13 protein-coding genes are annotated in these 13100 nt (G+C 64.7%); 4 read left to right on the forward strand and 9 right to left on the reverse strand.

From position 1 onward, the window contains the following. Positions 1-83 precede the first annotated feature (83 nt). Positions 84-1586 carry a copper-containing nitrite reductase gene (gene nirK, locus HNR59_RS15790; protein WP_210307382.1) on the forward strand — a complete coding sequence of 501 codons (1503 nt, stop codon included), beginning with the start codon at positions 84-86 and terminating at the stop codon, positions 1584-1586. Between the two features lie 187 nt (positions 1587-1773). Continuing rightward, entirely contained in the window at positions 1774-1995 is a 222-nt protein-coding gene (locus HNR59_RS15795; protein ID WP_183832000.1) for a DUF1858 domain-containing protein, read from the forward strand. Between the two features lie 6 nt (positions 1996-2001). On the opposite strand, the gene HNR59_RS15800 is transcribed toward HNR59_RS15795, so the two are convergent. Beyond that, positions 2002-2706 (reverse strand): helix-turn-helix domain-containing protein, encoded by a 705-nt coding sequence (locus tag HNR59_RS15800; RefSeq protein WP_183832001.1) that lies wholly within the window; start codon positions 2704-2706, stop codon positions 2002-2004. Between the two features lie 207 nt (positions 2707-2913). Here HNR59_RS15800 and HNR59_RS15805 point away from each other — a divergent pair, with 207 nt between their 5' ends. Continuing rightward, positions 2914-3354 (forward strand): pseudoazurin, encoded by a 441-nt coding sequence (locus HNR59_RS15805; protein WP_183832002.1) that lies wholly within the window; start codon positions 2914-2916, stop codon positions 3352-3354. Positions 3355-3456: 102 nt separating this feature from the next. Here the strand turns inward: HNR59_RS15805 and tauC are convergent, their stop codons facing one another. The 4 genes from tauC to HNR59_RS15825 all read right to left on the reverse strand — a co-directional run bounded on the left by tauC (position 3457) and on the right by HNR59_RS15825 (position 7547). Further along, entirely contained in the window at positions 3457-4314 is an 858-nt protein-coding gene (gene tauC, locus HNR59_RS15810; protein ID WP_183832003.1) for a taurine ABC transporter permease TauC, read from the reverse strand. Next, entirely contained in the window at positions 4311-5084 is a 774-nt protein-coding gene (locus HNR59_RS15815) for a taurine ABC transporter ATP-binding protein (protein ID WP_183832242.1), read from the reverse strand. The genes tauC and HNR59_RS15815 overlap by 4 nt, the downstream gene beginning before the upstream one ends. A 100-nt stretch (positions 5085-5184) precedes the next feature. Continuing rightward, positions 5185-6213 (reverse strand): taurine ABC transporter substrate-binding protein, encoded by a 1029-nt coding sequence (gene tauA, locus HNR59_RS15820; protein ID WP_183832004.1) that lies wholly within the window; start codon positions 6211-6213, stop codon positions 5185-5187. A gap of 218 nt (positions 6214-6431) precedes the next feature. After that, positions 6432-7547, reverse strand: a complete 1116-nt coding sequence (locus tag HNR59_RS15825; protein ID WP_183832005.1) for an alkene reductase — start codon at positions 7545-7547, stop codon at positions 6432-6434. 248 nt (positions 7548-7795) lie between these two features. Here HNR59_RS15825 and HNR59_RS15830 point away from each other — a divergent pair, with 248 nt between their 5' ends. Continuing rightward, positions 7796-8947 (forward strand): LLM class flavin-dependent oxidoreductase, encoded by a 1152-nt coding sequence (locus tag HNR59_RS15830; RefSeq protein ID WP_183832006.1) that lies wholly within the window; start codon positions 7796-7798, stop codon positions 8945-8947. 248 nt (positions 8948-9195) lie between these two features. Here HNR59_RS15830 and HNR59_RS15835 read toward each other — a convergent pair whose 3' ends face one another. From HNR59_RS15835 to HNR59_RS15850, 4 genes are all read right to left on the reverse strand, one after another. Next, entirely contained in the window at positions 9196-10470 is a 1275-nt protein-coding gene (locus HNR59_RS15835) for a TRAP transporter large permease subunit (RefSeq protein ID WP_183832007.1), read from the reverse strand. Continuing rightward, positions 10467-10943, reverse strand: a complete 477-nt coding sequence (locus tag HNR59_RS15840; RefSeq protein ID WP_183832008.1) for a TRAP transporter small permease — start codon at positions 10941-10943, stop codon at positions 10467-10469. The genes HNR59_RS15835 and HNR59_RS15840 overlap by 4 nt, the downstream gene beginning before the upstream one ends. A gap of 62 nt (positions 10944-11005) precedes the next feature. Next, the gene (gene dctP, locus HNR59_RS15845; protein WP_183832009.1) at positions 11006-12004 is read right to left on the reverse strand and encodes a TRAP transporter substrate-binding protein DctP; all 999 of its coding nucleotides are present in this window, start codon (positions 12002-12004) and stop codon (positions 11006-11008) included. Positions 12005-12067: 63 nt separating this feature from the next. Continuing rightward, positions 12068-12979 (reverse strand): PfkB family carbohydrate kinase, encoded by a 912-nt coding sequence (locus HNR59_RS15850; RefSeq protein WP_343060846.1) that lies wholly within the window; start codon positions 12977-12979, stop codon positions 12068-12070. Positions 12980-13100 lie beyond the last annotated feature (121 nt).

A 13100-nucleotide genomic window follows, 5' to 3' on the forward strand; every position in this document is an offset into this window, starting at 1 on the left:
GCAACTGTTTGTGATTGCGCAAAGTCCGTTCCGCGCGGCCCGGATAGATTCCGTCTGAAATCATCGACAAAGGAGTTTTCCCGATGAACAGAGGAAGCAGGGCCGGGCCGGACATGGTTCGCAGACACCCGGCGCGGTGGCTGGCGGCGATGACGGGTGCCGTGATGCTGGCGATGGCTCCCGCGATGGCGCAGGAGCATAACCACGCCACGGGCACGGATTCGTCGCAGGCGACCACTGCGCAGCCTGTGGCAACACCCGCCGACGGCACCAGCACGGCTGCCTCGCCGGCCGTCAGCTACCACAACGCCACCATCTTCACCCTGAAGACGGGCATTGCCGGCGGGCGCATGGTCTATATCGGCGTCGGCGGCGATATAGACGGCCAGACCAATCCGACGCTGATGGTGCATGAGGGCGAACTCGTGCAGATCAACCTCATCAACGGCGAGGGCGCCGAGCATGATGTGGTCATCGATCAGTATCCCGCCCGCTCCTCCATCGTCGTGGGCATCAACGCGTCCTCGACCTTCTCCTTCATCGCCAACAAGGTCGGCGAATTTACCTATTTCTGCTCGATCGCCGGGCATCGCGAAGCGGGCATGGAAGGACTGATCAGGGTCATGCCCGGCCCGCGCGAGGCCATGGACACGGACGCGGCGGACATCGTGCATGATCCGGCGGATCTGCCCGGCCCCATCGGCCAGCGCGCCCCTCAGGTGGTCAAGGTCGAGATGGAGACGGTTGAGCTGAAGGGCAAGCTCGACGACGGCACGAGCTATGTCTACTGGACGTTCAACCGCAAGGTTCCGGGGCCGTTCATCCGCGTGCGCGTGGGCGACACGGTGGAGGTCCACCTCAAGAATGCGTCCGACAGCGTGATGCCGCATTCGGTCGATTTCCATGCCGCGACGGGTCCCGGCGGCGGCGCCGACTTCACCCAGATCGCGCCGGGCGAGGAGGCGGTGGTGACATTCAAGGCCCTCAAGCCGGGGATCTATGTCTATCATTGCGCCACGCCGAGCGTCGCCCACCACATCACCAGCGGCATGTACGGCCTCATCCTCGTGGAGCCGGAAGGCGGATTGCCCCAGGTCGATCGCGAATTCTACGTGATGCAGGGCGAACTCTACACCGTCGAGCCCTTCGGCACGCAGGGCGAGATGGAGATGGACTATGACAAGCTGATCTCCGAGCGGGCGGAATACTTCCTGTTCAACGGCTCGGTCGGGGCGCTCACCAAGTCGCATCCGCTCTATGCCACGGCCGGCGAGACGGTGCGGATCTTCTTCGGCGTCGGCGGGCCGAACTACACCTCGTCCTTCCATGTCATCGGCGAGATCTTCGACCATGTCTACACGCTGGGCAGCGTGACCTCGCCGCCCGTCACCGGGGTCCAGACGGTCACCGTGCCGCCCGGCGGCGCCACCATCGTCGACTTCAGGATCGATCGTGGCGGACATTATGTGCTGGTCGATCACGCCCTGTCGCGCGCCGAGCGCGGGCTGGCCGGCTACCTGATCGTGGACGGCCCGGTGGATGACGAGATCATGCATTCCGGCCCGGCCGGAAGCCTCGGCAAATAAACCGGGGGCAGGAACGGGCGCGTCTGCGATGCGCCCGTTCTTTTTTCCATTAAAGCATGTTGCCCGGAAGCGGGGACCGGTTTCGGGACAACGACATGCGTAAAAACAACGGCTTAAAGCGTAAGGAGCGCATCTGAAGGATTGCGGCGCGCTTTAAGTTCTCCGGCTGGAAGGGCCAGCGCTGGCCATGCCCACCAACAGGCAGTACCGGGACGACATGAGCATGGATGAGATCATGCGGCTGTGGCCGGCGACCATCCGTGTCGTGCTCGACCATCGCCTGCTGTGCGTCGGCTGTCCGATTGCCCCTTTTCACACGGTGGAGGACGCGATACGCGCCCACAAGATCGACGGCGACGATTTCCGTGCTGCCCTGATGAAAGCCACAGGCGGCAGCCGGCAGGGCTGAAAAGCTTCAGGCGCGGCCGGTCCTGCCGTCGGCCAGCAGAAGCAATCCGTGCGGATCGGTGATGCAGACCTGCATGCGGCCGGAGCCGACCAGCCCCTTTTCCTCCCATGCGGTCAGCAGCCTGCTTACCGTGTGCAGGGTGGTGCCGGTCATTTCGGCGATATCCTGCCGCGACAGCGGAAAGTCGATCAGAATGCCCTTGTCCGTCTTGCGCCCCGATTGATGGGCGAGCCGCAACAGGGCATGGGCGACGCGGCGCTCCACCTGCTCTGTGGCCAGTTCCATGACCTGCGTCTGCATGTCACTGAGGCGGGCGCCCACCGTCCTGTACGTGGTCGTGCCGAAGGTGGGAAAGGCGGCGGCGAACTCGGACCAGAGCTTGCCCGGCCAGCTCAGCAGCACGCAATCGACGACGGCTATCGCGCTGGCCGGATAGGTGCTGCGCGCCAGAGCCTGCGCGATGCCCAGCAGCTCGCCGGGAACAATGTAGCGCACGATGATCTGCTGGCCGTCGACGGTGGATTTCACCACCCGCACTTTTCCATCGAGCAGCACGAAGAAGGAATGTGCCTCGCCATCCTGCCCGAAGATCGCGGCATCCTTCTCCACCCGCAGCGACCGGGCGCTTTGGAGAACGGCGTCCAGATCGGCGGCATCCAGACCCTCGAACGGAGGCAGACCTGAAATCAGGGAACGGTCGAGTCTGCTCACATTCATCGGTCCCTGGATTGTCTGCGTACGGGCGGATTCCTCCATACCGACTTTCACATGAACGCGATATGTCGGGCAAGCTTGTCTCGCGGCATGATGATCTCTGCTTTTCCTGTTCTGTTTGCGTTTTTGCAAAGTCACGCGGAGCGCGCGCGCCTAGAAACAGCACAACGTCAGACGTTGGAAACAGAGTGAAAGGCAAGAAAAATGAAATGGACGCTCACGATCGCGGCAGCACTCGCAGGCATGCTGCTGGGTGGCGGCGCGCAGGCTGCGGACCATCAGGTGCAGATGCTCAACAAGGGCGACAAGGGCGCGATGGTGTTCCAGCCCGACTTTATCGCGGCGGCTCCCGGAGACACGGTGACCTTCCTGCCGACCGACAAGTCGCATGATGCCGAAAGCGTCAATGGCATGCTCCCGGAAGGGGCGACGCCCTTCAAGGGAAAGGTGAATGAGCAGATCACCGTTACGTTCGACAAGGAGGGCGTCTACGGCATCAAATGCACGCCTCACTACGGCATGGGTATGGTGGCGTTGATCGTCGTGGGCAATGCGGTCAATCTGGAAGAGGCCAAAACCGTCAAGCATCCCGGCAAGGCCAAGAAAGTGTTCGCCGAACTTCTGGAACAGGCTGCGGCGAACTGACATCGGAATGAAGTCAGACGGTTTGCCGGGGACGGCTGCGATGCAGCCGGTTCCCGGCGGCTCTGACGGCAAGTCTTCAGCCGAACACCTGCCGTCGGCGCCTCAGTCCCGCCCGGCCCATGGCACCAGCCTGCGCTCAAGATTGCGGATGGCGAATTCCAGCAGGAAGGCGATGGCCGCGATGACGAATATGCCCATGATCACCACGTCGGTGACCAGAAACTGCGCCGCCGACTGGATCATGAAGCCGAGCCCCTCGGTCGCGGCGATCAGCTCGGCGGCGACCAGCGTTGTCCATCCCGTTCCGAGCGCGATGCGCAAGCCGGTCAGGATCGAGGGCAGGGCGTCCGGCAGCACCACATGGCGGATCACCTGGGCGCGCGAGGCGCCGAGCGTGCGCGCCGCATTGACGCGGTCGCGGCTGGCGCTCTTCACCCCCGAAGCCGTCGACAGCGCGATCGGCGCCAGCATGGCGATGGCGATCACCAGCACCTTGGACGGTTCGCCGATGCCGAACCAGATGATGATCAGCGGCAGATAGGCGAGCGGCGGGATCGGCCGCAGGAACTCCAGCAGGGGATCGAAGATGCCGCGCCCGACGGGGCTCAGCCCGATGGCGAGGCCAACCGGAACGCCGACGGCCAGCGCGCCGACCAGCGCGGCGAAGACGCGCCCGAGGCTGGCGCCCAGATGGGTCCAAAGCGAGGCGTCGGCGAAACCATTGGCGGATACGGTGACGAATTTCCCGGCCACCGCGGCAGGCGAGGGCAGGAACACCGGCGACACCAGCCGCAACTCCGCGACGAGCGCCCACAGCGCGATGAGTACGGCAAGGGTCGCGAGGCTGATGCGCTGCGAGGTCCAGAACCGCTTCCTGCGCGTCGGCGGGGCCTGTCGTGCGGCGGCGGCTCGCGGCGCGGCGGGCGCCGGTTTGGCGAGCGTGCCGGATACGGTGCTCATACTGTTTCTCCCTCGAAGATCGCGGCCGACAGCTCGGCCCGGGCGGCGATGAATTCAGGGTCGGCCTTGATCGAGGCGATCGGCTCGCCATCGGCGTAGCGCCGGCCGAATGCCGCCTTGCGGCTCCACACGATGCGGCCGGGGCCCGGCGCCATCACCACGATGCGGGTGCCGAGCAGCAGGGCTTCCTCGATGCCGTGCGTGACCATCAGCACGCCGGCCTCCGCCGAGGCCCAGATGTCGAGCAAAAGGCTCTGCATGCGCTCGCGCGTCAGCGCGTCCAGCGCGCCGAGCGGTTCATCCATCAGCAGGAAGTCGGGTTCGGCGGCCAGCGCGCGTGCCAGCCCGACCCGCTGGCGCATGCCGCCGGAAAGCTCCCAGATGCGCTTGTCGCCGCTGTTGTCGAGCCGCACCTTTCGCAACAGCGCGTCGGCCTGCGCCTGCCTGCGCCCGGGCGCCACGCCGCGCATGCGCAGCGCGAAGGCGACGTTCTCGCGCACGCTCAGCCACGGAAACAGGGCATCGTTCTGGAAGACCACCGCCCTGTCGGCGCCGGGCGTGGTGATCGGCCGGCCGTCTATCGTCGCCGAGCCGGACAGCGGCTCGACCAGGCCCGCCGCGACATTGAGCAGGCTGGTCTTGCCGCAGCCGGAGCGGCCGGTAAGCACCACGAACTCGCCCGTGGCCACGGCGAGCGAGGTTTGCGCCACCGCCACATGCGGCTGGCCGTCATAATGGATGGTGATGTCGTCGAGCGACAGTTGCGGCATGTCGGAGATCCTTTTTGCCACGAAGCCCGCCCCACGCCACGGAGGCGATGGAGCGGGCCGGCGAGCGCGTCCGGTATGGGCGTCAGGGGAGGATGACGCGTCAGTTGGACAGGGCAGCCTGTTCGACATATCTGGCGGAGACGTACTTGCCGTAGTCGGGCAGCACCGCGTCGATGCGCTCCTGTTCTTTCAGGAACTGCGACGTCGCGGTGAGCGCCTGCGTGATGGCGCCGCCAAGGAACTTATCCGAGGCCTGTTCCGCCAGCGACGGAAACACGTAGCCGCCGAGCAGAAGCTCGGTGTCGTCCTGCTTCGCGCCGGTCAGCCTGCTGATCTTGGCCGCGTTTTCGGATGAATTGTTCCAGGCGGAAGGGTTCTTCAGGAAATCGTCGTAGGCGGCGCCCGTCACCCGCGCGAAGCCTGTCACCGCGTCGGGGTTCTTCTCCGCGAATTCGGTGCGCACGATCCACGCGTCGAAGGTGGGCGCGCCCCATTCCGCGACCTTCGCGGAATCGATGATGATCTCGCCCGAGGTCCTGATCTGGCCGAGCGCGGGGTCCCACACATAGGCGGCGTCGATGTCGCCGCGCTCCCATGCCGCCGCGATTTCCGGCGGACGCAGGTTCAGGATCTGCACGCTCTTCGGGTCGACGCCCTCGTGCTTGAGTGCGGCGAGCAGGGAATAATGCGTGGTGGACACGAAGGGCACCGCCACCTTCTTGCCGGCAAGGTCCTTGACCGAGGCGATGCCGGAGCCGTTGCGGGCCACCAGCGCCTCCGACTTGCCGATCAGGCCGACCACGAAGATGGTCTCGATCGGCAGCTCGCGGCTTGCCGCGGCCGCCAGCGGGCTCGACCCGACATAGCCGATGTCGATCGCGCCGGAGGCGATGGCGGCGATGACGTCCGCGCCGGAATCGAATTTGCGCCAGTCGATGGTCGCGCCCAGCGCCTTTTCATAGTCGCCATTCGCCTGCGGAACCTTGGAGGGCTCCACCACGGTCTGGTAGCCGATGGTCAGCTTGAGGTCCTGCGCGGCGGCCGGCCATGCCAGCGAAGCGGCAAGCAGGGCGGTCGAAGCCGCGATGACGGCGCGGCGGGTGATCGTTGGCCGGAAAATCCTGGACATGGGGCTCGTTCCCGTTCGTGTTGAACCTGAGTGCCCGTCTACGATGCAGAATCCCGCCTTTGCTGTAGAGCCAACCCATGCCAAGTTTTCCGGAGGCAGGGGAAATTTCATTTCATTCTCCGGTTGCCGCCGTCGTGCGCGTTCGGCCGGCGGCGGCAACCCGGCTGTGGGTCAGACAGCCGATATAGTCAGGCGACCTGTGGTCAGACAGGCGATGATCAGGCAGCCGACGGATAGTCGATATAGCCTTTGGCCCCGCCGCCGTAGAAGGTCGTATTGTCGGGCGTCGCCAGCTCGGCGCCCTTCTTCAGCCTCTCGACCAGATCGGGGTTCGAGATGAACAGCCGTCCGAAGGCGACGAGGTCGGCAGTGCCGTCCGCCACCGCCTTTTCGGCCAGTTTCGCGTCATAGCCATTGTTGACCAGCCACGCGGCCTTGCCGCCGGCATCGCGATAAGCGGTCCTGAAGGCAGCGTAATCGAAGGGCTGGCCGCCCTGCCGGAAGTCCCGGTCGCCGCCGGTCGCGCCTTCGATCACATGCACATAGGCAAGGCCGTAGGGAGCCAGATGCGCGGCGACATGTTCGAACAGGGGCTGCGGATCGGGATCGGAGGCATCGTTGGCGGGGGTCACGGGCGAGAGCCGGATGCCGGTGCGCTCGCCGCCCACCGCAGCGGTGACGGCCTTCGTCACCTCGAACAGGAAGCGCGCCCGGTTCTCTATGGAGCCGCCATAGGCGTCGGTGCGATGGTTGGAGCCGGCACGCAGGAACTGGTCGATCAGATAGCCGTTGGCGGCGTGGATCTCGACGCCGTCGAACCCGGCTTCCTCGACGGCAGCCTTTGCGGCGCGGCGATAATCCTCCACGATGGCGGGGATCTCGTCGATGTCGAGCGCGCGCGGCTCAGACGTCTCGTCGAAGGCGCCGCTGCCGTCCTCGTTGACCAGATAGGTCTTGGCCGCCGCGCGGATGGCCGACGGCGCCACGGGCTTGCCGCCGCCCGGCTGGAGCCGCACATGCGAGATGCGCCCCACATGCCACAGCTGCACCACGATGCGCCCGCCGGCGGCGTGAACGGCATCCGTCACCTTCTTCCAGCCGGCGAGCTGGTCGGGCGCGTAGAGGCCGGGCACATTGGCATAGCCCTGCCCCTGATGGTTGATCGCCGTGGCCTCGGTGATGAGCAGCCCGGCGCTGGCGCGCTGGCTGTAATAGGTCACCGCCAGTTCGCCGGGAACCGCACCCGGAGAGCGGTTGCGCGTCAGCGGGGCCATCACGATGCGGTTGGGAAGATCGAGGGCGCCGACCTTGATCGGGTCGAAGAGCGTCGTCATTGCGGAAGCCTTTCTCGAGTGTGGAACCGTGGTGATAGATCGGCTCTCGCGGCTCGCGAAACAAGGCAAATGATTCCACTTTTGCAGGCGTTCGCGAAGCGGTTTCGCCTGCGCGGTGGTCCGGCGGCGCGCAAGCCTGTTCCGGGATCGCGTGCATTATTGGAACGCCCTTTCTCGCGCCGGCCGCTGCTTCCGGCAATGTTTGCGCGACCATTCCCATCCGCAAAAGGCACGGACAGCGCAGCCCCATGAGCATTCACATTCACTGGTATCTGCCCACCAATGGCGACAGCCGCGAGATCGTGGGCTCGGGCGACGATTCCCATGTCATTGAAGGGGTCAGCCGGCCGAGCTTTCGCGAGCCGAGCATCGGCTATCTCGCCGACGTCGCCCGCACGGCGGAGCGGCTGGGCTATGAGGCGGTGCTGACGCCGACCGGCACTTGGTGCGAGGATGCGTGGATCACCACCGCGGCGCTGACGCAGGCGACCGCGCGGCTGAAGTTCCTCGTCGCCTTCCGGCCGGGCCTCGTGACCCCGACGCTCGCCGCCCATCAGGCCGCAACCTTCCAGCGCATATCGGGCGGGCGCCTGCTTCTCAACATCGTGACCGGCGGCGATCCGGTGGAGCAGCGGCGCTTCGGCGATTTCCTCGATCACGACCAGCGCTATGCGCGCACCGGCGAATTTCTGGAAGTGCTGCGCGGCGTCTCGAAGCCGGCGCATGAGCCCGGCGAGTTCGACTATGACGGCCGCCACTACCGCATCGAAGCGGCGCGCATCGATTTCGGCGGCTATGAGCTGCCGCAGATATTCTTTGGCGGGGCGAGTGCGGCGGCCGAGCAGGTCGCCGCCCGCCATGTCGACACCTACCTGACATGGGGCGAGCCACCCTCGGTGGTGGAAGAGCGGGTGCGCCGCGTGCGCGACCTTGCCGCCTCGCATGGCCGCACCGTGTCCTTCGGCATCCGCCTCCACGTCATCAGCCGGGATACGGAAGCGCAGGCCTGGGCCGAGGCCGACAGGCTGATCGAGCGGATAACGCCCGAGCGCGTCGCAAAGGCGCAGGCCGTCTTCGCGCGCACGGAATCGACCGGGCAGCAGCGCATGACGCAATTGCAGGAGGGTTCCGGCATCGCGGCCGTGACGTCGCGCAATGCGCGGGCGCTCGAAGTATCGCCCGGCCTGTGGGCCGGATACGGGCTGGTGCGCGGCGGGGCCGGCACAGCACTTGTCGGCAGCCACGAGCAGGTCGCCGACCTCATCGGCGAATATCATGAGCTCGGCTTCGACCACTTCATCCTGTCCGGCCAGCCGCATGTGGAGGAAGCCTATCATTTCGCCGAGGGCGCCGCCGCCGTGCTGCGCGCGCGCAGGCTGATCGCGCAGACCCACGGCTAGTGCATTTTGCAGCCGGATGGAAACATCTGGCATCGCACAAATGCGGGCAAAACAAGGAAAGGCTCCGGGTGAACCACAAGCGCGGCGGGGATCGCTGAGCAATCGGCGGGACCGGTATCGTTGCCACGAACCACACCCGCCGGCACGGCAGGTTTTGCCCGACCGGGCCGGATACCAGAAGCGTGATCAGAAGGGCGCGATGGCCATCGGGGAAACCCGCAGCACCGAAGCTGCGGGTTCCGGGTTCGTCAGAACATCAGGTCGGGAAGGAACGTCACCAGCGCCGGCACATAGGTCAGCAGCATCAGCACGCCAAAGGACGCGACCAGAAAGGGCAGGGACGCCTTCGTAAAATCCTCCACCGAACACCGGGTGATCGAGCAGACGGTGAACATCACCGTGCCGACAGGGGGGGTCATCGAACCAATGGCAGTGTTGAACACAAGCACCACGCCGAGATGGACGGGATCGACACCCAGACCCTGCGAAACCTGCATGAGCAGGGGCCCGAGGATCACGATGATCGCCAGCCCTTCGAACACCGTTCCGAGGATCAGCAATGCGATGTTGATGATCAGCAGCACGACATACTTGTTGTCCGATACCGAAAGCAGCGTGGTGATCAGGTGCTGGGGAACCTGTTCAAGGCTCAGGATCAGCGAGAACACCGAGGCCGACGCGACAATGAACATGACGCCGGCGGTGGTGAGCGCTGACTCCGTCAGCAGCGACATGGTTTCTCCGGCCGTCAGGCCGCGATAGACGATGATGCCGACGAGAAACGCATAGACCGCCGCCACCGCGCCAAGCTCGGTGGGCGTGAACCAGCCGCTGCGCAATCCCAGCAACAGCATCACCGGCATGGCCAGAGCCCACAGGGCGGCACGGCCATTGGTCAGGATCTCGGCAGGTTTCGCCCGGCTTTCACGGGCTGGCGCGAGGTTCATGCGCACTGCCGTCCAGCGCACCGTGAGCATCAGTGCAACCGCGATGACCAGTGCGGGAATTACGCCGCCAAGAAACAGCTTCCCAATCGAGGTGTCGGTCAGCAGGCCGTAGATGATCAGCGCGATGCTTGGCGGCATGATCGGAGCAATCAGCGACGAGGCCGCGCTGACGGCCGAGCCATAGGCGTTGGAATAGCCGCGCTTGCGCATGACCGGCACGATGGTGCGGGCATCGATGGCCGCGTCGGCATTGGCCGATCCCGACATGGCGCCCATGAATACGGAATTCAGCACCGCGATCTGGGCAAGCCCGCCGCGCCAGTGGCCGACCAGCGTTTCGCAGAAGGCATAGAGGCGATCCGCGATGCCGCCCCGCGCCATGGCCCCGCCGGCAACCACGAAAAGCGGTATCGCCAGCAGCGGAAAGGATTCCAGCCCGGAAGACATGCGCTGAGCGACGAGGCTGGTCATCATGGGGTTCATGGCGAAATAGGCCATGGAAGCGCCCAGCATGACGAAACCGACCGGCAGCCCGAGTACAAGAAGAACGACGAAAACAATGGCAACGACGGTCACGGACGTTCCTTCCTTAAATCCTCGGCCATGTTGAGAAGAAGACCGGCCATCACGAGAATCATGCCTGTGGCCAGAAAGGCCGCGACGATCCATTTCGGCCACCCGAGCGTGAGAAAGGTCGTGAACCTTGCGGTGGCGATCTGCGCAAATGCGGCGCGGATCACCTGCGCGCAGATGAGAAGCACGAGGATGTTCGCCAGCAGCCGCGCGAAAGGCGCATATCGCTCCGGCAACCTGTCGACGAACAGGGAAATGCCGAACAGCTGCCCGTTCATGGACGCGCCGACCAGACCCAGCCAGACCGTGGCGGCCATCAGCACGACCGCGAGCTCCTGCGCCCACATGATCGAGGTCGCAAAAAAGTTGCGTGCTATGACGTCGGACAGGACAATGACGACCAGCGCCGCAAGCAGCAGCGCGGGCACGGTCACGCCCAGAAATTCGATAATCGAGCGCAGCGCTTTCATCGCCATCGTCTCCTCCCTGTGGGCGGAGGGCCGGGCTGATCAGGGGTCAGCCCGGTCCCTCGCGCTGATCAGTTTCCTGTGGCTGCCGCCCGCACCTGGTCATAAAGGCCCTCCGGCCAGTTCGGGAAGCTGGTGTAGAAGCTTGCGGTTGCCTGACGATAAGCCTCGATATCGGCTTCGTGGAACGTCACACCCTGCTTCTCGAATTCCTCACGGATTTCTTTTTCGAGGTCGGCGGACACTTTCGTCAGGTCGCGGCCGCCCTGACGGAATTCCTCAAGGAGAATGCCACGATCCTTATCGCTCATCTGCCGGAACACGGCCTCACTCATCACCCAGCCGGTGAAAAGATTGAAATGGCCGGTCAGCGTTATCTCCTTGGCGGCTTCCTGCCAGCCCGAGGCCCGCAAGCCGGTCAGCGGGCTTTCGGCAGCCGTAACAACGCCCTGCGAAAGGGCCGAGTAAACTTCAGCCGCTTCAACCGTCGTGGCCACGACGCCGAGAGGCTGGAAGGTTTTCAGCCACGTCTCCACCGGCGGAACCCGCATGCGCACGCCCTTCAGGTCCGCCGGCGATGAATAGCTGGCAGTCCCGATCATGTGGCGGGGTCCGTCGAACCAGTTGATGGCGACGACGCGAATGCCGGCTGTCCCGGCGAGCTTGTCGTAATAGCCCTGCATCAGCGGCGAGAAGGCCAGCTTATCGGCTTCATCCGTATCGGAGACGATGAACGGGCCTTCCAGAATCGACAGTTCGGGAACGCCGAAGGATGCCAGGAATGAAGCCGAGGTGAAGGTCATCATGGGCAGACCCTGGCTCGCCTGCTCGATGGAATCCGTGGTCGTGCCGAGCTGGCCGGAAGGGAACCCTTCAAATTTCACCCGTCCGTCGGTGCGCTCCGTAACCCGCTTCGCGGTTTCCATCACGCCCTTCCAGGATTCGCTGGTTGGCGAATTGACCGATGCAATGCGAATGGTCACGTCCTGCGCCAGCGCCGTTCCGGCCAGCAGAACAGACAGGGATGCGACAGCGGCGAACATGCCGGGAGATGAATAGTGGCGTGTCATTGAGTTCCTCCTGAGATCTATGCCTAACCCACGTTCGGACGCAGCGGCACCGTCATACGGGCATCACCTTGTGAGAACGATTTCCTTCATGTCTGCCGGCCCGGCGACAGGCCTCGTGTTCCGGTAAATTTCATCGAGCGTGAGCATCGTGGTCAGATCGATGTCCATCGCTGCGCCATGCCCGAAGGCGCCCGGCGAGAGGCAGGTTTCCGCGGCGGCCGTGGCGGCTTCGCTCAGCAAAACATCCGGCGCTTCGTCGCGCAGCAGCCCGACCAGCGTGCGGGCGATGAACGTGTCGCCGGCGCCAAGCGTGTCGACAGGCACGACGGGCGCCGCAGGCACTTCATATATCCCGCCACGGCCGACCAGCATGGCGCCATCCTCGCCACGTGTCGTGATCGCCCATTGAGCGCCGTTGCGCAGCGCCGCTTCGCCAAGGGCGAGGGCTTCTTCACGGCTCAGGCCGCCACCGGAAAACCCGGCGAGAAAGCAGTGAGGCGCGAGGCGGGCGATATGTGCTTCATCGCGGATGGTGGCGAAATCATAGGACACGCGGGTCAGCGAGGCGAAACGGGGCAGCCAGGCATCGATGTGGCTTGAGCGGCCCGTATGCACGGCGTCCGCCCTGCTCATCCGGTCGAGATCGCCCTGCGAAGGCGCAATGATCGACACGCCGAGATTTGCGCCCACGAAAACCCGCTCGCCATTCTCATTGGCGATGACGCAATAGGCCGTCTGCCCGGGCATGAAACGCAGCAGCGAGACATCCACCCCCTCGGCGAGGCAGGCATCGCGAATGGCCCGGCCCGCCGCATCGTCGCAGACCGCGCCGGCATAGGCGGCTTCTGCGCCAAAACGCCGGGCAAACACGGCGTGATTGACGCAGTTCCCACCCGGAAACATGCGCTTCTGGTCGCGGTAGCAGTCCACGACATTGTCGCCAAAGGCGATAATTCTGGGGGCCTTTCGTGACACGGATATGTCGTCTCCTCATCAATGTGAGAACGTTCGCAATAAATCGTCCGGCTTGTCAATGGCTGCTTGACACTCTCCAGATAAAATTAATATGTCTTATGTCATCTTATCGAAAGGTGAT

The sequence above is a fragment of the Aquamicrobium lusatiense genome (genome assembly GCF_014201615.1).
GTDB classification, from domain to species: domain Bacteria; phylum Pseudomonadota; class Alphaproteobacteria; order Rhizobiales; family Rhizobiaceae; genus Mesorhizobium; species Mesorhizobium lusatiense.